The sequence below is a fragment of the Limnohabitans sp. TEGF002 genome, assembly GCF_055395845.1.
The window spans coordinates 2,082,641-2,107,384 of the sequence record NZ_AP029224.1 but is presented as its reverse complement, the minus strand read 5'-3'; the positions used below and the strand labels follow the sequence as shown (position 1 = coordinate 2,107,384).

The following is a 24,744-nucleotide window of genomic DNA, read 5'->3' as shown; positions in this document are numbered from 1 at the left end:
AGACGGGCCGCAAATAGGCTTTCCCGCGCTGGGATAGGGCCGCAACGGGGGCTGCACGGTGGAGACGGGAGAGGCCTTGAAAAAGACCCGAAAAAGCAAGCAGAGCGATTCCCATGTGAAACCTTTCAAAAGCATGTAGGTTGGACACAGGCAGGATTGCTGAAGGAGCCTGTTGCATCAGGGCTGACAGAACCATGCCGTCAGCGCCCGCCACCTGTTGCAACAAGCAGGTTGTTTACATCAGAAGGGTGTTGCGGATCAGGCCCACGGCCAAGCCTTCGATGTCGAATGGCTCTTCGGGGTTGACCACAATGGTTGGGTAGTCGGGGTTTTCGGGCAAGAGCTCGATGCCACCGCTTGTTTTGCGCAGCCGCTTGACGGTGACTTCATCGCCCAGCCGAGCCACCACAATCTGGCCGTTTCGCACTTCTTTGGTGGATTTCACGGCCAGCAGGTCACCGTCCATGATGCCTGCGTCGCGCATGGACATGCCGCGAACGCGCAGCAGGTAGTCGGGTTGCTCGGTAAACAAGCTGCTTTCGATCTGATAGGTTCGGTCCACATGCTCTTGAGCCAAAATGGGCGACCCAGCAGCCACACGACCGACCAGAGGCAAACTCAATTGACCCAAGCCAGGCAGGGTGAGGCTGAACAGATCGGAGGGTGCGCGCAGAGTGTTGCGGTTGCTTCCTTTGAGGCGAATGCCGCGAGAAGTGCCACTGACCAGCTCGATGGCGCCTTTGCGGGCCAAGGCCTTGAGGTGTTCTTCTGCCGCATTGGCCGACTTGAAGCCCAACACGCTGGCGATTTCGGCACGCGTGGGTGGGGCACCGGTGTTGGCGATGGTGTTCTGGATCAGTTCCAGAATTTCCTGCTGCCGGGCGGTGAGTTTGGGGCTGTCGGTCATGTCGGTCTCCTTGGGGGACTGGTTGAACTGTTGTTCCATCCAGTGACTGTATTTTTAACCAGTTTTTAAGGCTGTGCAAGTGGTTGACGCAAAAAAAATTCAGAAAGTCGTGGTTTTGGGCACAGGCGGCACCATTGCTGGCACGTCCGCCAGCGCGGCTGACCACACGGCTTACAGCGCTGCACAGCTGGGGGTGCAGCAATTGCTGGACGCGGTGCCAGGGTTGGACGCAGTCTTGCAGGGTGGTTTGCTGGTGTGCGAGCAAGTGGCCCAACTGGACAGCAAAGACATGGACCATGCCACTTGGCAGGCCCTCGCGCAGCGTTGTGTTTATTGGCTCGCACAGTCTGACGTGGAGGGCATCGTGATCACGCATGGCACCGACACGCTTGAAGAGACCGCTTGGTTCTTGCAAATGCTGCTGCAAACCCACAAACCTGTGGTGCTGACTTGTGCGATGCGGCCGGCAACCGCTCTCGCGCCCGACGGTCCGCAAAATTTGCTGGATGCGATGGCCGTGGTGCGCGACCCGATGGCGCGGGGGGTTCTGGTCGTTTGTGCTGGCCGTATCCACAGTGCCCGTGATATTCAAAAAGTCCACCCCTACCGTTTGGATGCTTTCAGCTCGGGTGAGGCAGGCCCGCGAGGCTGGGTGGAGCAAGGCATCGTGCGCTGGACCGACCCAGGCAGTTGGCCTGTGGCGCATGCCCATGCCTCCATGGCCTTGCAAATGCCAGCTGCCGATTGGCCCTGGGTCGAGGTGTTGTTCAGCCATGCCGGTGCCGATGCCCGTCAGGTGCGTGCCTTGGTGGCTGCAGGTGTGAAGGGTCTGGTGGTGGCGGGCACCGGCAATGGCACGGTGCATGACAGCCTGTCGACCGCGCTGGCGCAAGCGCAGGCTCAAGGCATTGTTGTACGTCTGTCCACCCGCTGCGCCGAAGGTCAGATCGTGGGTCAACCCGCTTTGCAGATGGCCCCCAAAGGACTCAATGCCTTCAAGGCTCGGGTGAGTTTGATGCTGGATTTGATGGGCCAGGGCTGATCTGACCTTGAAAGCAAAAAGCCCCGCAGGGCGAGGCTTTGTGGGGGTGGTTGAACTGAAGAATCAGCTGGCCAACGCCTCGAATGCTCGGGATGTGATGTCTTCCACACTGCCCGTACCACTGATGGCGCAGTATTTGGGAGCGGCCGCGGGCTCTTGTTGGGCCCAACCTGAGTAGTAGTCCACCAGTGGGCGGGTTTGGGCGCTGTAAACATCCAGACGCTTCTTGACGGTTTCTTCCTGGTCGTCAGCGCGTTGCACCAGTGGTTCGCCCGTCAGGTCGTCCATGCCAGCCACTTTGGGTGGGTTGAATTTGACATGGTAAGTGCGACCCGAGGCTGGGTGGGAGCGGCGGCCGCTCATGCGGTCGATGATGGCATCAAAGGGCACGTCGATTTCGAGCACATAGTCGAGCTTGACGCCGGCAGCCTTCATGGCATCGGCTTGGGGGATGGTGCGGGGGAAGCCGTCAAACAAGAACCCATTAGCGCAGTCCGCTTGGGCAATGCGTTCCTTGACCAGGTTGATGATCAGGTCGTCGCTGACCAGACCGCCCGATTCCATGACGGCTTTGGCTTGCAGGCCCAGTGGGGTGCCTGCCTTGACGGCAGCGCGCAGCATGTCGCCGGTGGAGATTTGGGGGATGTTGTATTTCTGGCAAATGAAAGTGGCTTGTGTGCCTTTGCCGGCGCCGGGTGCGCCCAACAGAATCAGTCTCATGGGAAGGTCCTTATCGTTTGAAATTGTTTCGGCGTGTCGGGTTCCATGACCGATGCCAGATTGTTTTTAAGAATATCACGCCAGCCTCAAAGTTGGCTTACGGCGTCAAGCCCGGTGTCCCGTTCAGCGGATCAGGCTGCGCACACGCGCCAGGTCTTCGGGGGTGTCGACGCCAGGGCCGGGAGCCTCCGTTGTCACATGGACCGCGATGCGGTGGCCATGCCACAGGGCCCGTAGTTGCTCCAGCGACTCCATGGTTTCAAGGGGGGCGGGCTTCAAGGTTGGAAACAGGGACAGAAAACCAACCCGGTAACCATAAATACCAATGTGGCGCAGCGGCGCAGGGTTGGGCAGGGCCTTGAAACCAGAATCCGACTGACCATCTCGCCACCAAGGAATGGGCGCTCTGCTGAAATAAAGCGCCATCTGGCGGGCATCCATGACCACTTTGACCACGTTGGGGTTGGTGAATTCCTCCAGCGAGCCGATCTCATGGGCTGCCGTGCTCATGCTGGCGTCGGGCCGCTCGCGCAGCACGCGGGCCACTTCGTTGATCAGTGCAGGCGGTATCAGCGGCTCATCCCCTTGCACATTGACCACCACCGCGTTGTCGGGCAGGGCCAGCAATTGGCAGGCTTCGGCCAGCCGGTCGCTGCCACTGAGGTGGTCTTGGCGCGTCAACAAGACCTGCACACCGTGAGCCTGACACGCGGCCACGATGCGTTCGTCATCGGCGGCGACCACGACTTGGCTCGCCTGTGACTGCAGCGCCCGCTGCGCGACGCGCACGACCATCGGCAATCCGCCAATGTCGGCCAAGGGTTTGTCGGGCAGGCGGCTGGACGCCATGCGGGCAGGAATCACCACGGTGAAGCCCCGTGGCACTTGGACATCGTTCATGGGCAGGTGTTAAAGCGCCGGACGCAGGGCGGCCAGTTGGTCAATTTCTTCGTCACTCAGGGGGCGGGCTTCGTTTTCCAGCAGGATGGGAATGCCCTTGCGTACCGGGTAAGCCAAGCGGGCGCTGCGCGAAAGCAGCTCCTGATGTTCGCGGTCAAAGTTGAGCGGGCCTTTGGTGACCGGGCAAACCAGCAATTCAAGCAATTTGGTGTCCATGCCGCCAATGATAACGGGACCCCAGACTGGCGGATGGCCTCAGATGGCCTGCAAGGTGCTGTTGGGGTGGTCAGCGCTGCAAAAAGGCATCGAGGCGCGCATCCAGGGCCGCCCAGAAACCGTTTTCGGGCGTGAGCACCAAAGGAACGGCCAGCGCGCCCGGTTCGTGTGGCCAGATTTTGGCCGCGTCCTTTTCGGTGCACAGCCAAGTGAGGTCTGGGCGCGCTTGCCAGTCCTGGTAGTCATGGTGATCGGGCAGGGCGGTGGTGCTGGCAAGGCTCAGACCCGATTGGCGCAGCATCTGGAAAAAAGCTTCTGGTCGCGCCAGCCCGGCCACTGCATGCAATGGCCGCTGCCTCAGTTCGCTCAGTGCAATGCGCTGGCCCGTTGCGGTGATGGCGTGGTCTGCCAGTCGGCGTGTGGCCAAGTATTGAGCCGTGAGCGGGTCGCCTGTACCACTTGCCAAGGGGCTTGGCCCTGTGTGCAGCACCCAATCGACCTGGCGTGGCCAGGCCTCGCGCAGGGGACCTGCCGGCAACAACCAGCCGTTGCCCGTGCCGCGTTCGTCCATCACGCAAATCTCCAGGTCGCGGGCCAAGGCCAGGTGCTGCAAACCATCGTCACAAATCAGAACTTGCACCTGCGGGTGCGCATGGAGTAGACCGAGTGCCGCATCGGCACGGGCATTGGCCACCCACACGGGCACGCCAGTGGCTTGGTGAATCAGCAAAGGTTCGTCGCCCACATCCAGCGGGTGGCTGTTGAGCGTCACGGCACGGGCATCACGGGTTTTGCGTCCGTGGCCGCGTGAGATCACCCCGACCTTCAACCCCTTTGAGTTCAAGTGCTTGGCCAAGGCAATGGTCACGGGGGTTTTGCCTGCTCCCCCCGCCACCACATTGCCCACCACAATGACCAAGGCGGGGACACGACGGGTTTTGAACAGGCCGGAGGCATAGGCCATCCGTCGCAGCACCACCAGGGCGCCATATATGGCCGCCATTGGGCGCAATGCCCAAGCGATCGGGCCACGGCGTTGCCACACTCGAGGCAGCGCTTCGTGAAAAAACTTGGACAAACCCATGCCGATCAAGAGCCCGGCACTTCGGCCGATTGGGCCGCGAAAGTGATTTTGGACAAGCCGCTGCGGCGTGCCGCCTCCATGGCATGGATGACGCTTTGGTGCGAGGCGGAGGCGTCGGCACTGATGATCAGCATCGCGTCTTTGTCGGCCAGGGGGGTGAGTACCGCCACCAAGGCGCCCACCGAGCTGGCACCGACAGGGGATTTGTTGATGGCGTACTGACCTTGCGAGGTGATGGTCAGGACAATTTGGCGAGGCCGTGGGTTGGATGCGTTGGCATCGGCCACCGGCAAATTCAGCTGAATTTCGGTCAGGCGCGACCATGTGGTGGTGAGCATCAAAAAGATCAGCACCACCAAGAGCACGTCAATGAAAGGGATCAGATTGATCTCTGGCTCGGGCGTGGTACGCGAGGTTTTGAAGTTCACAAGCAACTTTCAGGTTCCGGCACGGCTGAGGTGCCTGGCAAATTGCTCAGCTGCCACTTCCATGGCCAGCACATGGCGGTCCACCACAGTGCGAAAGTAGCGCCAAAACATCAAGGCGGGAATGGCCACGATCAGACCAAAAGCCGTGTTGTAAAGCGCGACCGAAATGCCGTGAGCCAACAAGGCCGGTTGGTTGTTGGCGGCCGTGTGGGCACCAAAAATCTCGATCATGCCGACCACCGTACCCAGCAAGCCCAAAAGGGGTGCTGCAGAGGCGATGGTGGCCAGCGCTGGCAAGTAGCGCTCCAGACCTTGGGCTGCCAAGCGTCCCGCCATTTGCATATGGCCCTGGATGTCTTCCATTGACGCTTGCGGGTTGACTTGCAAACAGCGCAGCCCGCTGGCCAACACCGGGCCCACGGTCCCTGCCTTGTCCAATGTCTGGATCATCTCGGCAAGGGGCACGCCGCGTTGCGTGGCTTCGATGGTTTGCGTCAGGAGATTGGCGGGCATGACCTTGGTGTCTTGCAGCTGCAAGGTGCGCTCCAAAATCAGGGCTACAGCCAGAACGGAACACAAAATCAGGGGCCAGATGGGCCAGCCGGCGGCTTGTATGATGGACAGCAAGAAAAGTCCTTCCCGGTTTTTTCGGTAGCAAAGTGGCTGATTATCGGTGAATGACCTGGCCTTGCGGCAGCGCGCTCATTTCTGTGGATAACTTTGTGAAGAACTTTGGATATTTCGATTTTCAGCATACTCCGGTACATAGAAATTTTTCAAAACTTGACCGCTGATTTTGAAAATACCTCATGAAATCAAAGACTTGCAAGATTTTTCTGTTGCGGCGTGCAGGGGCTTCTCCCCAAGCAGCCACAAGCTTCGCTTGTGGAGTACTTGACCGCCACAGCGTTGGGATTGCCGCCTGAAATGCCTTTGCAACCCCCATAAAACCTCAATCCAATGCCATTGAATGACGATTTGAAGCCTCGTGCGTGGACAGTTTCTGCGCTGTGCCGCGCCATGGCTGACACGCTCGATGCCCAGTTCAATCCAGTCACGGTGCGCGGGGAGATTTCGGGTTTTTCTCGGGCTGCCAGTGGGCACTGTTATTTTTCGATCAAGGACGACACGGGCCAGATCCGCTGCGCCATGTTCCGGCGTGCCGCCAGTTTGATGGACTTTGCACCGCGCGACGGCGAACTGGTCGAAGTTCGGGGTCGTTTGGGCGTGTACGAAGCCCGGGGGGATTTGCAGCTCATTGTCGAATCCATGGAGCGCGCAGGCCAAGGCGCGCTGTTTGAGCAGTTTTTGCGCCTCAAGGCCAAGCTCGAAGCCGAGGGCCTGTTCGACCCCGCGCACAAACGCGTTTTGCCCGACCAGCCCCGTGCCATTGGCGTGGTGACTTCGTTGGGCGCGGCCGCTTGGCACGACGTGATGACCGCCTTGCAACGGCGCGTGCCGCACATCCCGGTGGTGATGGCGCCGGCCTTGGTGCAGGGCGCTGGCGCTGCGGCCACGCTGGTGCAGGCATTGCAAAATATCTACGCCCTCACGGCAGAGGACAACCCTCTGTGTCCGCCCGTGGACGTGATTTTGCTGGTGCGCGGTGGCGGCTCGATGGAGGACCTGTGGTCGTTCAACGACGAAAACCTGGCCCGGCTCATGGCCCAAAGTCCGGTGCCGCTGATTTGCGGCGTGGGCCACGAGACGGATTTCACCATTGCCGATTTTGTGGCCGATGTGCGTGCCCCCACACCCACAGCCGCCGCCGAGATGGCCGCGACCGATCGGGGCGTGGGCCTTGAAGCACTGTCGGTGCTGGAGCATCGCTTGAGCCGGGGTTTGCTGCAACAGCAAGACCGCCAAGCGCAACGGCTGGACGCGGTGGCCGCTCGTTTGGGCGTGGGTTTGGTCCGTCAGCAAGAGCGCCAGAGTCAACGCTTGAACGCCATCGCGAACCGCTTGAGCCGTCCCCAAGCCTTGCTGGGTCAGCACAGCCAGTGGTTGGACCGCCTGGGCAGTCGTTTGCAGACAGGGGTGCGCAGTCAGTTCATGGCGCAGGGCCACCAATTGGAGCGCTTGAGCGACCGTATGAGTTTTAACCGGGCTCAGCAGGTGCCGCAACGCGCCCAGCGTTTGGAGCGTGCCGCTTTGCGGTTGTCGTCGGTGGACCCGCACAGGGTGCTGGAGCGCGGGTATGCATGGCTGAGCGACGACAAGGGTCAGGCGTTGACCCATGCTGACCAGTTTCAACCCGGGCAAAGCGTTCAGGCGACCTTGTCTGACGGTGTTGTTCCATTGACCGTCTCGCTTTGAGGGCTCACTTCGGGTAAGCCTTGACGGGGTGGGGCCAGGGCTCTTCCGCTTTACAGGTAGGCTGCCCGTGCAGCCAAAGGCAGGCACCGCCGTCATGGCCTGTGGCCCGTGCACCTCATGAGGGAGTACCCAAAATCGGTGCCCAGTCCACAGCCCATGACGGCAATGCTTTTGAGAGCTTGCAGTGACCTGCAGCACTCAAGGGCGATCAGGCTGCCCCTAAAATGCACCCGTTGAGCTTTTTTCCTAACCACCTAAGGACACCCTCATGGAACACACCTTGCCCGCACTGCCTTACGCGATCGACGCTCTGGCCCCTCACTACAGCCAAGAAACTCTGGAGTTTCACCACGGCAAGCACCACAACGCTTACGTTGTGAACCTGAACAACCTGCAAAAAGGCACTGAATTCGAGAGCATGTCCCTCGAAGAGATCATCAAAAAATCCAGCGGTGGCGTGTACAACAACTCGGCCCAGATCTGGAACCACACCTTCTTCTGGAACTGCATGAAGCCCAACGGTGGTGGCGAGCCCACAGGAGCGTTGGCCACAGCCATCAACGCCAAGTTCGGCAGCTACGCCGCTTTCAAAGAAGCCTTCGTCAAGAGCGCCGTGGGCAACTTCGGCTCCGGTTGGACATGGCTGGTCAAGAAAGCCGACGGCTCGGTTGACATTGTCAACATGGGCGCCGCTGGCACCCCTCTGACGACTGGCGACACTGCCTTGTTGACTGTGGACGTGTGGGAACACGCTTACTACATCGACTACCGCAACATGCGCCCCAAGTTCGTTGAGACTTTCCTCGACAAGCTGGTGAACTGGTCGTTTGCTGAGAAGAACTTCGGCTGATCGAGGTTTTCTCCAAGTCAAAAAGCCCGCTGTTGCGGGCTTTTTGCTTTCTGGGCTAATGGTGAATGCCCCTCAGAAAAATGGCCTGATCCTAGCCAACAGCCACCGGCTTGGTTCAACTGTCGATCGACCACTGAGCTGAGCATAGGCTGGGGCCGGGCGCCGATTTTGGGTACTCCCTCATGAGGCGCCCGGCCCCAGCCCATGCTCAGCGGCACAAGCAGCACCGAAATCTCAACAGAGTCAGCGAATCATCATCCCCCCATCCGCCACGATGGTCTGACCCGTCACGTACTGCCCAGCCGGGCTCGCCAAAAACACCGCCACACCACCAATGTCATCCGGCTCGCCCATGCGGCGCAGCGGCGTTTCGCTGTTGTACTTGGCGCTCATCACCGGGTCCTCGTGCAAGGCCTTGGCAAAGTCGGTCTTGATCAAACCCGGCGCGATGCAGTTCACCCGGATGTTGTCCGGACCCCATTCCACCGCCAGGTTGCGCGCCAGCTGCATGTCTGCCGCTTTGGATATGTTGTAGGCCCCGATGATGGCCGAGCCGTGCAGGCCGCCAATCGACGACACGATCACGATCGCGCCGTCCTTCTTGGCCTTCATGTCCGGGTAGACCATGGTGCAAAGCCAGGTGTTGGACAGCACGTTGTTGCGCATCACCTTGTCAAACACCTCGTCGCTCATGCCCGTGGTGGGGCCGTAATAAGGGTTGGTGGCCGCATTGCACACCAGGATATCGATCGGGCCCCAAGCCGCGCGAGTCTGCTCGATCAGGTTTTGCAGCTGCTCCTTGCTGGAGATGCTGGCGGCAATCGCCATGGCTTCGCCGCCTGCGGCCTGGATTTCCTTGACCACCACTTCGCAGGCGTCTTGCTTGCGGCTGGATACCACCACTTTGGCGCCTTGCTTGGCCAGCTGGTGCGCAATCGATCGGCCAATGCCCCGGCTGGAGCCCGTGACGACGGCGACTTTGCCTTTGAGATTGAACAACGACATGAAACGGTCTCCTTGTTTGAATGGTTGGCAGTCTGCCTGTGCGCGGTGCCCGTGTCTGTCCTAAGGGCGTCACCACTGCAGGACCCAGCCTGAGCCACAATGCTGCCCATGGAACAAGTTGATGCTGTTGTGATCGGGGCCGGCGTGGTTGGCCTGGCTGTGGGGCGGGCGCTCGCGCTCTCGGGCCGTGAGGTGCTGGTGCTCGAATCGGAAAACGCCATCGGCACGGGCACCAGCTCGCGCAACAGCGAGGTCATCCACGCGGGCATTTATTACCCCGCGGGTTCGCTCAAGGCGCGGCTGTGTGTGCAAGGCAAGCAAATGCTCTATGCCTATTGCTCCGAGCGCGGCGTGGCGCACCAAAGGCTGGGCAAGTTGATCGTGGCGACCAGCCCGGAGCAAGTGCTGGCGCTTGACGGCATCATGGCCAAGGCCGCGGCCAATGGCGTGCACGATTTGCAAAAACTCACGGCGGCGCAGGCCCAGGCGCTGGAGCCCGCGCTGGCTTGCGAAGCGGCGCTGCTCTCGCCCAGCACCGGTGTGATTGACAGTCACGGCTTCATGCTCGCCTTGCAAGGGGACATGGAAAACGCTGGCGGTTTGCTGGCGCTGGTCTCGCCTGTGCAGCACATCGGCGTGCGGCAGGGCACCCCCACACATCCGATTCGTGTGACCACACAAGACGGCACCGAGCTGGCGTGCAAGGTGCTGGTCAACGCCGCTGGGCTGAGCGCTGTGGCAATCGCACAGCGCATGGACGGGCTGGACAAAAGCCTCTTGCCTCAAGCCCATTACGCCAAAGGCAACTATTTCACCCTGGCGGGCAAGGCACCGTTTTCCCGCCTGATTTACCCCGTGCCCGAAAAAGCCGGTTTGGGTGTTCACCTCACGCTCGATCTGGGCGGGCAAGCCAAGTTCGGGCCTGACGTGCAATGGGTCGAGGACCCCACGGACTTGCAAGTAGACCCGCGCCGGGGCGATGCCTTTTATGCCGAGGTGCGCAAATATTGGCCGGGTTTGGCCGATGGCGCTTTGCAGGCAGGTTATGCGGGCATGCGACCCAAGATCAACGCCCCGCACGAAGCGGCAGCCGACTTCATGATCCAAGGCCCCGCCGAGCACGGTGTGCCCGGTCTGGTGAATCTGCTGGGCATCGAGTCGCCGGGCTTGACCAGCTCACTGGCCATTGCGGACGAGGTCTGTGCTCGGTTGGCCTGAGGCCATCATGACCCACCGCTAGCCCTTCATGCACGCTTCGCCAACATTTTTTCAGCGTTTGTTTCAACGGGTAGAAACCGCGCTTTTGCGCCATGGCTCTGAGCCCAAAACCATCTTTTTGCTGGCGGTTTTTTCTGTTTTGGATGGGTTTTTGCCCATGTTGCCCGCAGAAATGTTTGTGCTGGCCTTGTGTGTTCTTCAGCCGAAAAAGGGCACAGTCATTGTGGTGGTCTTTGCGCTGGCTTCTGCATTGAGTGCTTTTTTGTTGGCCTTGGGCATGGGGACGCTGACCGAGTCTGCCGAATCGTTGAGCCAAAAGCTGATGGGGTCTCAAGGCCCGCAAGTATTGGCCATGTTGCGAGACTCGGGACCGGTCAGCATGCTGTTTTTCTCGGTATTCCCAGACTCTCCGCGTTCCGCCATCGCGCTGTTCGCCTTGAGTGGGGTGTCGCCTGAGTCGATCGGCACGATGGTGTTCATTGGCAAACTGATGCTCTACACCGCGCTGTTGCTGTTGATCCATCACTTGCCATCCAGGGTGGGCAGGTGGCGTGGCGCTGGGCCATTCGGGGTGAGGTGGCTGCAGCGCCGTGCAAGCCGCTTTGTCGCCTATTGCCGCCGAATCCGATGGCGTGCGAGGTCACTCAACCAGGGCACTTGAACAGCCATAGGGAATTCGTGATGCGCATTTCTTGGCTGTTTATCGCTAGAGAGACAGCGCAGGACAGCAGGTCGGACCTATCATGACCCGCATGCATCCTTTTGACGAAGCCATTGACCTGAAAGCCTCAGAGCGTCAGGACTTGCCCCACGAATTCATCGGCGCGACCCATCCGGCCTACGCCAACATGGTCGGGCCGTTTGGTGGCACCACTTCCGCGCAGTTGCTGCAGTCGGCCCTGTTGCACCCCGAGCGCCTGGGCGAACCCGTGGCTCTGACGGTCAACTTTGCGGCCCCGGTGGCCGATGGCGAGATCCGTTTTGTGGCCCGCCCTGTGCGCACCAACCGATCGACCCAGCACTGGATCATCGAAGCGCATCAGACCCAAAATGACATAAGTGGCGTGGTGGCGACCGCCACGGCGGTGTTTGCCGTGCGGCGCGAGACCTGGTCAGACGTGGAGGCCCTGATGCCTGCCGACGTGCCTGCGCCTGACGACTTGACGCGCATGCCCGTCAAAGGCATGCCCGCTTGGCCGCAACGCTACGACATGCGTTTTGTCGAAGGCGCTTTTCCTGTTGCCTTTGATGAGCAAGAACAAGCCCATTCCCGTTCGACCTTGTGGGTGCGCGACGAGCCCGAGCGGGCGCTGGACTTTGCCTCTTTGGCGGCCTTGAGCGACAGCTTTTTCCCACGCATCTTCATCCGCCGCCGCCGCCGAGCCCTGATCGGCACGGTGTCATTGACCACGTACTTCCATGCCGACAGCGCCTTGTTGGCGCAGGTGGGCTCGCGCCATCTGCTGGGCGTGGCCAAGGCGCTGAATTACCGCCACGGCTATTTTGACCAGACCGGCGAGCTGTGGAGCCCCGAAGGCCAGCTGCTGGCGAGCACGCACCAGCTGGTGTACTTCAAGGATTAAGCGCTCAGCGCTTCATCTGCTGCAGCGCACTCGCTACTTCCGTCACCAGCGCCGGGCCTTTGTAGATGAGGCCGGTGTATATCTGCACCACGTCGGCTCCGGCTTCGATTTTAGAGATCGCGTCATGCCCGCTCAGGATGCCGCCCACGCCGATGATGGGGAAATCTTTGCCCAAGGCGACGCGCAGACCGCGGATCACGCGGTTGCTGCCTTCGAGCACGGGCGAACCTGACAGGCCGCCCATTTCTTCGGCATGCGCCAAGCCGCTCACTGCGTCGCGGGCCAGCGTGGTGTTGGTGGCGATCACGCCATCCATGCCGTGTTTTTGTAAGGTGGCGGCGATGACGCCCACTTGTGTTTCGTCCAAATCGGGGGCGATTTTCAGGAACATGGGCACGCGGCGGCCGTGTTCGGCGGTCAGTTCTTCGCGCCGCGCTACCAGGGCGCCCAGCAGGCCGTCGAGCGCCTCGTCGCTTTGCAGGGCGCGCAGGTTTTTGGTGTTGGGGCTGGAGATGTTCACCGTCACGTAGTCGGCATGCGGGTAGACGCCAGCCAGGGCGATCAGATAGTCGTCGGTGGCGTTTTCGATGGGGGTGGCGGCGTTTTTACCGATGTTCAGGCCCAACAGGCGACCTTGCTGGCGGAACTTGGAGCGCTTGACGTTGGCGATGAAGGCGTCCAACCCGTCGTTGTTGAAGCCCAGGCGGTTGATCAGGGCGTTGGCCTCGGGCAGGCGGAACATGCGGGGTTTGGGGTTGCCGGCTTGCGCCTTGGGCGTGACGGTGCCGACTTCGACGAAGCCAAAGCCCATCGCGCCCAGGCCGTCGATGCAGCGGGCGTTTTTGTCGAGGCCTGCGGCCAGGCCGACGCGGTTGGGGAACTGCAGACCCGCCAGCGTGATGGGTTGCGCCACAAAGGGCTGGCGGTAGACGCGGTCGAGCGGGGTGTTTTGGGTGCGGGCCAGGCCCTCGATGGTCAGGTCGTGGGCCTCTTCGGGGTCCATCTTGAACAAAAAGGGGCGGGCGAAGGCGTAGGGGATCAGGGACATTGGATAATTCCGGGCAGCAAAGGCATTGATGGCAATTCACCCGATTGTCTCAAACCCCGGCCTTCCTCCAGTTTTTATCCAGACCCAACCCCATGACCCAAGACGAACTCAAAGCCCTGGTGGGCCAAGCCGCCCTGAAATACGTTGTTCCCGGCGACATCGTCGGCGTGGGGACCGGCTCCACCGTCAATAAATTCATCGACGTCTTGGCCACGATGAAAGACCAGATCAAGGGCGCGGTGTCCAGCTCCGAAGCCTCCACCGTGCGCCTGAAGGCCCTGGGCATCCCGGTGTTTGACAGCAACGAGGTTGAGAGCTTGTCGGTCTACATCGACGGCGCCGACGAGATCGACCACCAAGGCCACATGGTCAAGGGTGGCGGCGCGGCCCTCACCCGCGAAAAAATCGTGGCCGCTCAGTCCAAGCAGTTTGTTTGCATCGCCGACGAAAGCAAGCTGGTCAATGTGTTGGGCAACTTCCCTTTGCCGGTTGAAGTCATCCCCATGGCGACTGCCCGCGTGATGCGGCAGTTTGCAGCCATGGGTGGCAGCGCCGTGGTGCGCCAAAAAGACGGCCAGCCGCTGGTGACCGACAACGGCCAGCACATTGTGGATGTGAAGGGTTTGAAGATCACCGACCCGGTGGCGTTTGAAACCGAAGTCAGCCAGTGGCCTGGCGTGGTCACGGTGGGTGTGTTTGCGCTGCAAAAAGCGCAGGTGTGTTTGCTGGGTACAGCTCAAGGCGTGAAGACGCTGAGCTTTTAAATGGCCTTGGGGCTGTGCCAGTGATGTCGGAGCTGAAGCTGCCGACCTACGGGGTCCAGCGCATGGGTAGGTCGGTGGCTTCAGCCCCGACATGGTGCGATTTTGCGCAGCAGCAGGCGCAAATCAGGCCCAATGCGGTCCACCGTCTGAAAGGCCAGTTGAACGGCACCGCTCAGTTCGGTGAGCGCAGGCAAGTTGGCCAGTCCCTGGCCTGGGCCCAGCAGCTGTGGGGCCAGGTAAACCAGAAATTCGTCCACCAGCCCTTCGCGGATGAACGAGCCGTTGAGCTTGTGCCCGGCTTCCACATGCAGCTCGTTGATCTCGCGTCGGGCCAGGTCGCGCAGCATGGCGGACAGATCGACCTTGCCGCCGGGGCCGGGCATGTCGATCACGGTGACGCCGCGCGCGCTCAGGGCGGATCGTTTTTCGGCCTGTTCTGGGTTGGCAGGGTCCACAGCCGTGTAAACCCAGATTTGCCGGGCCTGATCGCCTGTGCCTTGCGTGTCGAGCAGCTTGGCATTGAGGGGCATGTCCAGGCGGCTGTCCACCACCACCAAGTGCGGCTGGCGCGGGGTGTCCATGCCGCGCACATTGAGCAAAGGGTCGTCTTCGAGCACGGTGCCGATGCCGGTCAGGACGGCGCAGGCACGGGCGCGCCAGGCGTGCCCATCGGCGCGGGCTTCGGGGCCGGTGATCCACTGGCTTTGGCCGTTTTGCAAGGCGGTTTGGCCGTCCAGCGAGGCCGCCACTTTCATGCGCACCCAAGGCTGGCCTCGTTCCATGCGGCTGAAAAAGCCAATGTTCAATTCACGGGCCTGAACGGCGATGTCATCCGTCGCAGCCAAAATCTGTGTCTGCACACCCGCTGCTGCCAGCCGCGCCATGCCTTGTCCTGCCACTTTGGGGTTCGGGTCGGTCAGCGCCGCGACCACGCGCCCGATGCCCGCTGCCGCCAGCGCATCGCAGCATGGCCCGGTGCGGCCGTGGTGGGCACAGGGCTCCAGCGTCACCCAAGCGGTGGCGCCTTGCACGCTGAGCCCGCGTGCAGCGGCATCGCGCAGCGCCATGATTTCGGCATGCGGGCCGCCTGCTCGCTGGGTGTGGCCTTGGCCGAGCACCGTGCCGTCGGCCGCGGTGATGACACAACCCACGCGCGGGTTGGGCGAGGTCAGCCACAGGGCCTGGCGTGAAAGGTTCAGGGCCATGCCCAGGGCTTGGGGCAAGGGTTGTGGGTGTTCGGTCAAAAGTGGCACGGCAGGCAAGAGTTCAGAAGTTCAGGAGCATTCAGAAGGTGCAAGGCGAAGCGTACACCCACTAGGGCGAGGATACGCCAAGCCAGCCAGGCAAAGTCGAGGCGCTGCTGTGCCAGTCGATGCGGTGTTCTGAGGCCACGCCCTTGCTTGCGCCCGTGGCGGCCCACTGCACTTGCACATGCAAGTCGATCAGCGCTCCATCGCCGAGGGGTGTGCTGCGCGCCTGTCTTTGGTAGCGCACGCCTTGCAGCTGCACGGTTTCTTGCGGCGGGCACAAAGCGGTGCCTGTTCTGGCTTGGACGTGCAGGCAATCCATGGCGTCTTGCGCCAGGTGTTGGGCCACTGTGTGTTGGCGGTTTTGACTGGCAGTGTTCAGGGTCTTGAGGGTCAACTGCGTAGCCCCCACCAGGCCAATGCCCAAGACCGCCGAGGCGATCAGTGCCTCAAGCAGGGCCATACCTTGCTGGGGTTTTGCTGAGCGTTTCACGGCGCGCCCTCGCTCCAGCTGCCATGGATGCGTTGTAGACGCGTGGTGTCGATGCCCTGCGGCCAGTTGAGGATGTAGGCGTTGCGCCCATCGGGCCTTGCCAGCACAGTGCCCGAACGCCATTCGGGCAGGCCCGACTCGATCACCAACTGACCTTCGATGGTGCCAGCCTGCCAGCCTCGCATCTTGTCGTCGTTGCAGCCCGAATCGAGCAGGACACTGCCTTGAATGCGCACACCCACGCCGATGCGCGGACAGCGCTGGGCGCAGGCTTTGGCAGAAAAAACCAGCAGGGCCGGGTGGTCCACCGTGCCCACGTTGTCTTGCCAGTCGGCGGGGCTGTCGATCCAATAAATTGTGCGCGGCGGGTTGCTTTGTGCGGTCAGGCCATTGCGCTCTTGCGCGGTGGACCAAGCCTGCAGTTGTGCGTCGGTGATGTCGCCCAACACACTTCGCCAAGCGGCGCGTGTGCAAGGGCTGCGCGGGCTGGCCGCGCTGGGCCCATTTTTGCTGCCCCCGCCGGGCAAGCTGGCAGCGTTCAGGGCCAGGCAATCATTTTTTTCGGCCGCAGAAATGCTGCCATTGCGGTCGCTGTCCTCTGCCCAATACGTGATCACCGCAGGGCCTTTGGCGCTGCTAACGCAGGCTTGGCCTTGGCTGTTCAAAGGGCAGACCTTGAGCTTGGCTGCTGCGTCTTCGCTGACGCAGCCATTGAGCACGAGCGCAGCAGGCGCTGCCACGCTGGTGGCTGGGGCCACCGTGGGTGCGAACACGCTTTCTCGCACCAGCGCTTGGCTGTGTTGTGCGTCGATGCGCGCGCTGGCGTGCAGTGTGAGCACATGCGGCGACATGAGGAGGTCGCGCACCGCGATGGCGCTCAGCTTCGTTTGCGGCAGCGCCGGGTGCGGCTTGAGCCCCAACTCACTGCATTGCCACTGCAAGCCGTTCAAGCCTTGGGGACAGAGGCTTGGGGAGTTCATCAGATCTTGAGTCGGTGTGACATTGAGCAAAGCCTGAGCACTGGCCAAAGCCGCATCGGCTGCCAATCGCGCTTGCTTGGCGCTGGCGAGGTTCTGGCTGGCCAGTTGGTCCATCAACACGCTGCGTGTGCTGTAAAAACTGGTCAGACTGGCCAGGATCACCAGTCCGATGGCGACCAGCAAGGTGATGGCGCCCCCTTGCTGCCTCAAGTCGCGAAGGCCGGTCATGGGCAAAACAGCGCTTGCTGGCTGCCCGGTAAGTCGTTGCGCAGATGCACGGTTTGCGTGAGGCTGACCTGGCGCGATGCGTCATGGGGCCATTGCGCGGTCAAGGCCATCTGAACACTGCGGCGCAGCCAACCCCGGTCCAATTCACAGTGCAGTTGCCAGCGCAAATCGGTGATCTGCAAGTTGGCGCTGTCGGTGATGGCCAGCCAGTCGCCACTGGCGCTGCACGATCTTTTGGCCAGCAGCGCTTTGCCTGCCAGCCGAAATCCCATGCATTCGTTGTTGTCTTGCTTGCCGTTGTGGTTGCGGTCGTGGCTGAAGTCAATCCAGTCGCCTTCGATGCTGAAGTCTTCCGGCCCATCGCAAAAAGCGTCATCGCAGGCGGTGGGTGAGCGGGTTTCCCATGCGTTGGCACTGTACTGGGCTTTGCGCAGCTCTCGGGCCATCCAGTCCATGGCTGTGCGCAGGTCGTGGTGCAGATGACTGTCTTGCAAGGCCATGCGGTGGCCGCGCAGCTGGTTGGAAAGCAGGGCGCTGCCAGCTGCCAATACGATCAAACCGACCGACAAGCCCACCAGCAGCCCCATCAAGGTTTCCCCCCGTTCGTGCACACCGGTCATGTGTTTGGAGGTCATGGCATCACCGACGCCAGCAGCGATGGGGGTCGCTGTCTGGGTGTTCGCCCGCGCCGAACACGGCGGTGGCGCTGCCTTGCCAACTCAGGCGCATTGGCGTGCAGTCCCGGTCCACAGCCTGATTGTTCAGTGCGATGGCTTGCGCTGCATAGCCTTCGGCGCTGACCTCGGTCAGCGTGATTTGGTAGTGCCCCAGGGGGGAGCGATCAGTGGTCCAGCCCAACGCGCTCAAGTTGTCGGCGTGGCTGTCGTGGGTGCTGCGCCAACGGGCCTGGTCCAGTTGGAGTTGGAGCAGCGCAGCTTGCCCATCGCTGCGTCTGGCCTGGCGCTGCTGCTGTTGGTAAGTGGGCAGGGCCAGGGCCCCGAGCAGGCCCATCAGGGCGACCACGATCAACAGTTCGGCCAAGGTCCATCCGCGGCTGTTTTGGGGGTGTTGGCTGGTCGTTGGCCCCTTGACTCGGGTGACGGTATCCATAGGCAATCTCCTGTGGCTTGTTTTATTGTGGCCTTATGTATTCATCTTGTACAGTGCAAGGACCCGCTCACCCAACCATGCGCCATCCAAGCCCTCAACCCCAAAAGACCCGTCTGAGCGTCTGTGCACCAGGATTTACCTTGCTGGAAGCCTTGGTGGTGATGGCTTTGCTGGGCATTCTGGTGGGCATGGCCGCTCCCGCCATGTCGGACTTGCGGTCCAAACACCAACTGCAGGCTCAAGCCGAGAGTTTTTTGGACAGCTTGGTGTTAGCGCGCTCGGAGGCCTTGCGCCGCCAACAGCGCATCAGCTTGTGTGCTCAAGCCAGTGGCGGCGGCTGTGACACCGATGGCCAGTGGCAGCAAGGCTGGCTGGTCTTTGTGGATGGGAACGACAACGGCCGGTTGGATACCGACGAAGCGTTGCTAGAGTCACATGAAGGCCTGCCTGCGGGGATAACGCTGCGCGCGACCAGTACGGTGAAAACCTATTTTTCTTATGGGCCCGAGGGTCGCAGCGCAACCAGCAATGGGGCATTCATGGCCGGGACATGGCGCTTTTGCCGGGCCTCAGCTGACGTGGGCTGGCAGGTGGTCAGCAATGCTTTGGGCAGGCCCAGAATTGAAAAGTACACACCGCAGAAGTGCCCCTGAAAACCCCGCTTTGGGCTCATCACCCTAACCGGATCAGCTTTGGACTTCGTCCACCAGAGTTTTGAACTCGTCGATGTCTTCAAAGTTGCGGTACACGCTGGCAAAACGGACATAGGCCACTTTGTCGAGCTTTTTGAGCTCGCGCATGACCAACTCGCCAATGCGGTGCGAGGCGACTTCGCGGCTGGGCATGGCCAGCAGTTTTTCTTCGATGCGCTCGATCGCACCGTCCACCTGTTCGGTGCTCACAGGGCGTTTGCGCAGGGCCAGGTTCAGGCTGGCGCGCAGTTTGTCGCGTTGGTATTCGATGCGGCGACCGTCTTTTTTAACGATGGCCGGGAAACTCACTTCGGGCTTTTCGTAAGTGGTGAAGCGCTTTTCACAAGCGCCACATTGACGACGGCGGCGGATGAAATCCCCGTCTTCGGCCAGCCGTGTCTCCACCACTTGGGTTTCGAGGTGACCACAAAACGGGCATTTCATCGTGAAGTCCGATCAGCCGTAAACCGGGAAGCGGCTGGTCAGGGCGTGCACTTTGGCGCGCACCGCAGCCAGGTTGGCTTCGTCCAGCGGGTTGTCCAACACATCGGCAATCAGGTGGGCCGTGGCGCGGGCTTCTTCGTCCTTGAAACCACGGGTGGTCATGGCCGGGGTGCCGATGCGCACGCCACTGGTCACAAACGGCTTTTCGGGGTCGTTCGGGATGGCGTTTTTGTTGATGGTCATGTGGGCGTTGCCCAAAGCGGCCTCGGCCACTTTGCCGGTGATGCCTTTGGCGCGCAGGTCGACCAGCATGACGTGGCTTTGGGTGCCGCCGCTGACGATGCGCAGGCCGCGAGCGGTCAAGGTCTCGGCAATGATCTGTGCGTTCTTGATCACTTGGGCTTGGTAAGCCTTGAACTCGGGCTGCAGCGCTTCTTTGAAAGCCACGGCTTTGGCCGCGATGACGTGCATCAGCGGTCCGCCTTGCAGGCCGGGGAAGATGGCGCTGTTGATGGCTTTTTCGTGTTCGGCCTTCATCAAGATGATGCCGCCACGGGGGCCGCGCAAGCTCTTGTGGGTGGTGGAGGTGACCACATCGGCATGCGGCACAGGGTTGGGGTAGACGCCTGCGGCAATCAGACCCGCGTAGTGGGCCATGTCCACCAAAAAGATGGCGCCGACTTCCTTGGCCACTTTGGCAAAGCGGGCAAAGTCGATGTGCAGCGAATAGGCCGAAGCGCCAGCAATGATCAGTTTGGGTTTGGTTTCGCGGGCCTTGGCTTCCATGGCGTCGTAGTCGATGGCTTCGTTGGCGTCCAAGCCATAGCTCACCACGTTGAACCACTTGCCCGACATGTTCAGCGGCATACCGTGGGTCAGGTGACCGCCTTCGGCCAGGCTCATGCCCATGATGGTGTCACCAGGCTTCAAGAAAGCCAAAAAGACCGCTTCGTTGGCCGATGCACCGCAGTGCGGTTGCACGTTGGCGGCTTCTGCGCCAAAAATTTGCTTGATGCGGTCAATGGCCAGTTGCTCGGCCACATCCACATGCTCACAGCCACCGTAGTAGCGCTTGCCCGGATAGCCTTCTGCGTATTTGTTGGTGAGCTGGCTGCCTTGGGCGGCCATGACGGCAGGCGACGCGTAGTTTTCGCTGGCAATCAGCTCGATGTGGTGCTCTTGACGGGCGTTCTCGGCCTGGATGGCGGCGAACAGCTCGGGGTCGGTTTGTTCAATCAGAATATTGCGGTGGTACATGGCAGTCCTTCAGATGATGGAACCTTGACAGGCAACTTGTGAAAAGTTCCCGACAAGGGCTGCCCAGGCGAACGGCTGATAACCCGAGGCTGGGTTTCATGGCCAGTTCCGGGCTGTGCGCTTCCCAGTGGTTCTGGGGTAGCCCAACGGCCACCGCGCTCCACGTCAGAGTGATCCCGACTTGTCTGTGAAAAGAAGGGGCTCCTATCGCCAGTCGCGCACTTCGTTAGTGTAGCCGAGCGCTGCAGCCTTTCGGCCCCACCTGCCTCAAAGCTGTGCCGGTCCGTTCTTGGGCAACAATGCAGCGGTATTTTGCTTGTCTGTGACTTGGTCCAGCTGCCGTTGCTCGGCCCGGACCCGGTCGACGTATTGGCTTTCTATGGCCTGGCCGGAGGACGCGCCATAGAGCGCCAAGGCTTCCTCCAGCGAGCTGGTTTGCTGGAGCAGACTTTGCAAATGCCGAACCCCCACGCGCACATTGGTCAGAGGGTCGAACGCCGACAAGGGGCCGCCAAACTGGCCCAACGTTTCGGCATGGGCCTTGATTTCCAGTTGCATCAGGCCCACGTTCCCCTGGCTGCCCGAGGCGAACGGATTGAAGCGTGACTCGACCGCCATGATGGCCAGGATCAGGCTGGGGGGCAGTTGGCTGCGTTCGCCCAAGCGCCAGGCTTCGGCGACCATCGCCCCCATGGGCTCACTCGACACGCGGTATTTGCGGCTGAGCCATCGGGTCACGGCCGCCTGGTCTGGCGTCAAATCGTCCAGACTTTGTGTCGTCGAGCGGGTGGCCGCATTGTTCACAACAGGGGGCTCCAAGGCCACGCTCTGGCGAATTTCGAGCCAACCCAGCAGCACTTCGCTGGCGGCTGTTTGCAGATTGGGACGAGCCAAAAAGCCCAGACCCACGATCACCACCACCAAGCCGAACAGGGCCAGACCATGGCGGGTGATTTCAACAAAACCTTCTCGGACATCGGTCGCCCAAGTCTTCAGACACAGGCTCAAGCGGGACATGTTCATTGGCGCTGTCATAGCACTTCCTCTCGTAGCTCGCGATGGTGATGGACATCAGCCAAGGCGGGTGGGTGGGGTGGGGAGCGGGGCCAGTAATGCATCGGTGTGCAGTGACCGAGCCCGTTCAAGTTGGCAGCGGTATCGGGTTATCCCTGATCTTTGGGTGTGCGAATTCTAGAAATATTTAATATCTAGTCAATACTATCAATCCTAATAATTATTCCATAAATGCATATAAAGGGCCTTGCGCGATGGAAATCACAAGAGATTGGCCCGTATTCCATGCAAGGGGCCGGTCCGGCCCAAATACCAGCGAAAATACAGCTTTGTCGCCCGTTGTGCTGCCCAGTTTGTCGGCAAGCCCGGCCCGACACTGATGCCGTATTTGGCATGGACCGTGTTTTAAAGTTTTTACCGTGACTTCATCCTCAAAGCCTCTAGACCTCGCCGCGCTTGACTCCTTGACCGGTGGGGCTTTTCATGCCGCCACTTCGGGTGAACGCGGTGCCCGCTTGCGCGAATGGCTCTCGACCGAACCTGCAGCCGAGATCTTGGCCGAGGTGTACCGCGAGATGGCCTCGCGCGACAAGGGGGCGGCCAAGCTCCTGAAGGAAAAGCTCGATGAGCTCAAGCGACAGCACGGTCAGGAAGCATTGGCCAGCGACTGGGCGCAAAAAGCAGAGCAGATGCTGCAAGCCCCGCGCCTGAATATCGGTGACGCCATGGCCTGGCAGCGTGACGCAGCCAAAGCTGGCGCGCCTCTCTCGCGTGAGCCTTTGGCGAGTTTGAAGCTGCGTTTGGCCGAAGTGGTCAAAGGCGTGGAAGACCTCCAGCACCAGGTGATGGTGCAACGCGAAGCCGCCGTTTTGCTGGCGCAACGCATCGAAGTGCTCTCCACCAAGCCCATGGCCGAGGCCCAAGCCGGTTTGGGTGGGGTTGAGGCCGATGTGGCCCAGTGGCAAGCCCAAGCCGGTCAGCTCGGCAACAACCCCGTTTGGCCCAGCGTGGACTTGAAATTCCCGGCCCAGCTCGACGCCGCTCAAAGCCAGTTGAATGCGGTCTGGCAAGGTTTTTCAGCCGCTTTGGAGATCGCCCAGCAAGCCCAAGCTAATGCGACAGCCGCCTTGCCTTCTGTGCCCGTGTGGGCCGATGAAATCCGCCGTTTGCGCGGCGAGGTCGTGGCCGAAGTTCAATCTGCAGCTGCAGGGGCTGCCAACAGCGATGCTCCCAAGGAGCCCAAGCCTGCCAAACCCAAAATGGATGCAGCCCAACGCCAGGCTCTGCGCGAGCAAGCGCTCAAAGCCGTGACAGAAGTGCTGGAAGCCCTTGAAAAACATATCACCGAGAGCGCGGGGGCACCCTTGCCCGAGGCGGCCGCCGCTTTGCGCGCAGCCCTCAAAACCCACGCCAAGAACCTGGATACCTCGCTGGACGAGCGTGTGCACTTGGCTCTGACGGCTGCTGGCGACACTGAAGGCTGGCAGCGTTGGCTGGCTGATCAGGTGCGCCAAACTTTGGTGGCGCAAGCCGAAGGCCTGCTGGACGCCGAAAAGGTGCCCACCGTAGGCGGCCGCAAAATGCAGGACAAGCTGCGCCAATTGCGTGACAGCTGGAAACAAACCGACCAAGGTGGTTTGCCTAACCATGCCCTGTGGAAGCGCTTCGATGCCGCTTGCAACGAAGCCTACAAAGCGGTTTTGGCTTGGCTCGAGCAGATGAAAAAAGAGTCTGCAGACCACCGCGCCCAACGTGTGGCTTTGATGGACGAGGTCAAAGCCTGGACGGCTGCCAACGCCGAGAGCGAGGACTGGCGGGCTCAGTTGCGAGCTTTGCACCAGTTTGCCGACCGCTGGCGCAATGCGGGCCACCTGAGCGAAAAATCTTTTGGCGAAATGCAGTCGCAGTGGAAGGCGATCTTCAAAGCTGCGGCTGCCCGATTGGAATCAGCGCAAAAAGCCAGCGTCGAACGCCGTCAGGCCCTGATCAATGAAGCGCGTGAGTTGGGCGCTGCCCCTGCTTTGCGTGTGGATGCCGTCAAAGCATTGCAGCAACGCTGGCAAGTGGAAGCCCAAGCCGTGCCGCTGGACCGCAAGACCGAACAAAAACTCTGGGAAGTGTTCCGCGCGCCGCTGGACGAAGCATTCCAGCGCAAAGGCACCGAGCGCCACGCTTCGGCTGCCCCTTTGACTGCCCGCGACCGCGCCGTGATCGACGCATCCAAAGCCCTGGACGAAGCCAATGCCGGCGGCGATGCCAGCCAAATCCGCGCAGCCATGGCCGCGCTCGACGCCGCTTTGCGTGGCCAAGCGCTGGAGGCACAGGCTGCACAAGCGGCACCCGCCCCAACGCCAGTGACCGCTCCTTCGGATGCCCTTGGCGAACCCGCTGCGCCCTTGGCAGAAACGGACGCTGCAGCAGATGCGCCAGTCGATGCCGCTGAAGTCAGCGCTGAAAGCGCCGATGCAGCCCCGGCCGAAGCGCCTGCGGCCCCCGTGGCCCCGCCCAAACCCGCCAAGCCTGTTGTGGCGGTGCGTGGTGATGACCGTCCTGGCCAAAAGAAAACAGAAGCTGCTGCAGGTCGGGATGGCCGCCGTGATGGCCGACCCGGTGAGCGCGGCGCGCGTCCCGGTGGGGACCGTGGTCCCGGTCGCCCGGGTGATCGAGGCGGTGACCGTTTTGGTGACCGCGGTGCACGCGGTGAAGGCCGTGATGTTCGCGAAGACCGCGGGCCACGCTTGGGCGATGCCGCTTTCCGCGCCCAGCGCGAAGCCATGGAGCGCGCCGAAATGTCGCTGCGCAAACTGGCCGCACAAGCGCACGGCGAAACACTGACCCGTTTGATGGGTGCTTGGCAAGAGCGTCAGGCTGATGCCTTGCCGAGCGCACAAGAACTGGGCCGTGCCATCAACGCCGCAACCCGTCAGTCTTGGGCGCAAGCGGTCACTGCGCCCGCCAAAGCGCCCGCTGCCACGGCTTTGTTGCGCTTGGAAATGGCCGCCGAAGTGCCCACACCCGCCGACAGTTTGAGCGAGCGCCGCATGCTGCAACTGCAACTGCTGACCCAACGCAACCAGCCCGGCCCCCGCGAAACTTGGGGCCAAGATGTGGCGCAGGTCTTGTCTGGCCCGCACGAAGAGGCCACCGCACGCCGTTTGCAAAACGTCTTGAAGAACCTGCTGCGCGGCTGATCGGTCT

General features: G+C 61.4%; 26 protein-coding genes and 1 riboswitch. Of the genes, 9 read left to right on the top strand and 17 right to left on the bottom strand.

Going from position 1 to position 24,744, the window contains the following annotated elements; genetic code table 11:
* Positions 1-235 precede the first annotated feature (235 nt).
* A complete protein-coding gene (lexA, locus tag ACZ5SR_RS10450) occupies positions 236-907 on the bottom strand; it encodes a transcriptional repressor LexA (protein ID WP_464448619.1) in 672 nt (223 codons plus the stop codon).
* Positions 908-980: 73 nt separating this feature from the next.
* Between lexA and ACZ5SR_RS10445 the strand changes: the two genes are divergently transcribed.
* Positions 981-1,949, top strand: coding sequence for an asparaginase (locus ACZ5SR_RS10445; protein ID WP_464448618.1), 969 nt, complete (start codon positions 981-983; stop codon positions 1,947-1,949).
* A gap of 63 nt (positions 1,950-2,012) precedes the next feature.
* Here the strand turns inward: ACZ5SR_RS10445 and adk are convergent, their stop codons facing one another.
* From adk to ACZ5SR_RS10415, 6 genes are all read right to left on the bottom strand, one after another.
* Positions 2,013-2,669 carry an adenylate kinase gene (adk, locus tag ACZ5SR_RS10440; protein WP_464448617.1) on the bottom strand — a complete coding sequence of 219 codons (657 nt, stop codon included), beginning with the start codon at positions 2,667-2,669 and terminating at the stop codon, positions 2,013-2,015.
* A gap of 123 nt (positions 2,670-2,792) precedes the next feature.
* Positions 2,793-3,569, bottom strand: coding sequence for a 3-deoxy-manno-octulosonate cytidylyltransferase (gene kdsB, locus ACZ5SR_RS10435; RefSeq protein WP_464448616.1), 777 nt, complete (start codon positions 3,567-3,569; stop codon positions 2,793-2,795).
* Between the two features lie 9 nt (positions 3,570-3,578).
* Entirely contained in the window at positions 3,579-3,785 is a 207-nt protein-coding gene (locus ACZ5SR_RS10430) for a Trm112 family protein (protein WP_464448615.1), read from the bottom strand.
* A gap of 70 nt (positions 3,786-3,855) precedes the next feature.
* The gene (gene lpxK / locus ACZ5SR_RS10425; RefSeq protein ID WP_464448614.1) at positions 3,856-4,869 is read right to left on the bottom strand and encodes a tetraacyldisaccharide 4'-kinase; all 1,014 of its coding nucleotides are present in this window, start codon (positions 4,867-4,869) and stop codon (positions 3,856-3,858) included.
* 5 nt (positions 4,870-4,874) lie between these two features.
* A complete protein-coding gene (locus tag ACZ5SR_RS10420) occupies positions 4,875-5,297 on the bottom strand; it encodes an ExbD/TolR family protein (protein ID WP_464448613.1) in 423 nt (140 codons plus the stop codon).
* 9 nt (positions 5,298-5,306) lie between these two features.
* Positions 5,307-5,924, bottom strand: a complete 618-nt coding sequence (locus tag ACZ5SR_RS10415) for a MotA/TolQ/ExbB proton channel family protein (RefSeq protein ID WP_464448612.1) — start codon at positions 5,922-5,924, stop codon at positions 5,307-5,309.
* A 333-nt stretch (positions 5,925-6,257) separates the two neighbouring features.
* Between ACZ5SR_RS10415 and xseA the strand changes: the two genes are divergently transcribed.
* Positions 6,258-7,613 (top strand): exodeoxyribonuclease VII large subunit, encoded by a 1,356-nt coding sequence (gene xseA, locus ACZ5SR_RS10410; RefSeq protein ID WP_464448611.1) that lies wholly within the window; start codon positions 6,258-6,260, stop codon positions 7,611-7,613.
* A gap of 268 nt (positions 7,614-7,881) precedes the next feature.
* Complete coding sequence (locus ACZ5SR_RS10405) at positions 7,882-8,463, top strand: superoxide dismutase (protein WP_019431287.1); 582 nt, start codon at positions 7,882-7,884, stop codon at positions 8,461-8,463.
* 243 nt (positions 8,464-8,706) lie between these two features.
* On the opposite strand, the gene ACZ5SR_RS10400 is transcribed toward ACZ5SR_RS10405, so the two are convergent.
* On the bottom strand, positions 8,707-9,468 hold the full coding sequence (locus ACZ5SR_RS10400; protein WP_464448610.1) for an SDR family NAD(P)-dependent oxidoreductase: 762 nt from the start codon (positions 9,466-9,468) through the stop codon (positions 8,707-8,709).
* Between the two features lie 108 nt (positions 9,469-9,576).
* On the opposite strand from ACZ5SR_RS10400, the gene ACZ5SR_RS10395 reads away from it, so the two are divergent.
* The 3 genes from ACZ5SR_RS10395 (at position 9,577) to ACZ5SR_RS10385 (ending at position 12,269) form a co-directional block, all read left to right on the top strand.
* Positions 9,577-10,686: an NAD(P)/FAD-dependent oxidoreductase gene (locus ACZ5SR_RS10395; protein ID WP_464448609.1), complete on the top strand. Its 1,110-nt coding sequence runs from the start codon at positions 9,577-9,579 to the stop codon at positions 10,684-10,686.
* Between the two features lie 28 nt (positions 10,687-10,714).
* The gene (locus ACZ5SR_RS10390) at positions 10,715-11,347 is read left to right on the top strand and encodes a hypothetical protein (protein ID WP_464448608.1); all 633 of its coding nucleotides are present in this window, start codon (positions 10,715-10,717) and stop codon (positions 11,345-11,347) included.
* Positions 11,348-11,429: 82 nt separating this feature from the next.
* Positions 11,430-12,269, top strand: coding sequence for an acyl-CoA thioesterase (locus tag ACZ5SR_RS10385; RefSeq protein ID WP_464448607.1), 840 nt, complete (start codon positions 11,430-11,432; stop codon positions 12,267-12,269).
* 4 nt (positions 12,270-12,273) lie between these two features.
* Here the strand turns inward: ACZ5SR_RS10385 and ACZ5SR_RS10380 are convergent, their stop codons facing one another.
* Complete coding sequence (locus ACZ5SR_RS10380) at positions 12,274-13,317, bottom strand: quinone-dependent dihydroorotate dehydrogenase (RefSeq protein ID WP_464448606.1); 1,044 nt, start codon at positions 13,315-13,317, stop codon at positions 12,274-12,276.
* Positions 13,318-13,409: 92 nt separating this feature from the next.
* Here ACZ5SR_RS10380 and rpiA point away from each other — a divergent pair, with 92 nt between their 5' ends.
* Positions 13,410-14,081, top strand: coding sequence for a ribose-5-phosphate isomerase RpiA (gene rpiA, locus ACZ5SR_RS10375; protein WP_464448605.1), 672 nt, complete (start codon positions 13,410-13,412; stop codon positions 14,079-14,081).
* A gap of 80 nt (positions 14,082-14,161) precedes the next feature.
* On the opposite strand, the gene ribD is transcribed toward rpiA, so the two are convergent.
* From ribD to ACZ5SR_RS10350, 5 genes are all read right to left on the bottom strand, one after another.
* Positions 14,162-15,286, bottom strand: coding sequence for a bifunctional diaminohydroxyphosphoribosylaminopyrimidine deaminase/5-amino-6-(5-phosphoribosylamino)uracil reductase RibD (gene ribD, locus ACZ5SR_RS10370; protein WP_464451042.1), 1,125 nt, complete (start codon positions 15,284-15,286; stop codon positions 14,162-14,164).
* Positions 15,287-15,395: 109 nt separating this feature from the next.
* Positions 15,396-15,821 (bottom strand): type IV pilus modification PilV family protein, encoded by a 426-nt coding sequence (locus ACZ5SR_RS10365; RefSeq protein WP_464448604.1) that lies wholly within the window; start codon positions 15,819-15,821, stop codon positions 15,396-15,398.
* Complete coding sequence (locus ACZ5SR_RS10360) at positions 15,818-17,029, bottom strand: hypothetical protein (RefSeq protein ID WP_464448603.1); 1,212 nt, start codon at positions 17,027-17,029, stop codon at positions 15,818-15,820. Before ACZ5SR_RS10360 ends, ACZ5SR_RS10365 begins: the two co-directional genes overlap by 4 nt.
* Complete coding sequence (locus ACZ5SR_RS10355; RefSeq protein WP_464448602.1) at positions 17,026-17,664, bottom strand: PilW family protein; 639 nt, start codon at positions 17,662-17,664, stop codon at positions 17,026-17,028. Before ACZ5SR_RS10355 ends, ACZ5SR_RS10360 begins: the two co-directional genes overlap by 4 nt.
* Before the next feature lie 4 nt (positions 17,665-17,668).
* Positions 17,669-18,139, bottom strand: coding sequence for a type IV pilin protein (locus ACZ5SR_RS10350; protein WP_464448601.1), 471 nt, complete (start codon positions 18,137-18,139; stop codon positions 17,669-17,671).
* A 77-nt stretch (positions 18,140-18,216) separates the two neighbouring features.
* On the opposite strand from ACZ5SR_RS10350, the gene ACZ5SR_RS10345 reads away from it, so the two are divergent.
* Entirely contained in the window at positions 18,217-18,792 is a 576-nt protein-coding gene (locus ACZ5SR_RS10345) for a GspH/FimT family pseudopilin (RefSeq protein ID WP_464448600.1), read from the top strand.
* A 33-nt stretch (positions 18,793-18,825) separates the two neighbouring features.
* Here the strand turns inward: ACZ5SR_RS10345 and nrdR are convergent, their stop codons facing one another.
* From nrdR to ACZ5SR_RS10330, 3 genes are all read right to left on the bottom strand, one after another.
* Positions 18,826-19,275, bottom strand: a complete 450-nt coding sequence (gene nrdR / locus ACZ5SR_RS10340; RefSeq protein ID WP_322992302.1) for a transcriptional regulator NrdR — start codon at positions 19,273-19,275, stop codon at positions 18,826-18,828.
* A gap of 12 nt (positions 19,276-19,287) precedes the next feature.
* Positions 19,288-20,532, bottom strand: a complete 1,245-nt coding sequence (gene glyA / locus ACZ5SR_RS10335; RefSeq protein WP_464448599.1) for a serine hydroxymethyltransferase — start codon at positions 20,530-20,532, stop codon at positions 19,288-19,290.
* A gap of 54 nt (positions 20,533-20,586) precedes the next feature.
* Positions 20,587-20,760, bottom strand: a riboswitch (ZMP/ZTP riboswitch).
* A gap of 39 nt (positions 20,761-20,799) precedes the next feature.
* The gene (locus tag ACZ5SR_RS10330) at positions 20,800-21,567 is read right to left on the bottom strand and encodes a transglycosylase SLT domain-containing protein (RefSeq protein WP_464448598.1); all 768 of its coding nucleotides are present in this window, start codon (positions 21,565-21,567) and stop codon (positions 20,800-20,802) included.
* A gap of 398 nt (positions 21,568-21,965) precedes the next feature.
* Between ACZ5SR_RS10330 and ACZ5SR_RS10325 the strand changes: the two genes are divergently transcribed.
* Positions 21,966-24,737, top strand: coding sequence for a DUF349 domain-containing protein (locus ACZ5SR_RS10325; RefSeq protein WP_464448597.1), 2,772 nt, complete (start codon positions 21,966-21,968; stop codon positions 24,735-24,737).
* Positions 24,738-24,744: the final 7 nt, after the last annotated feature.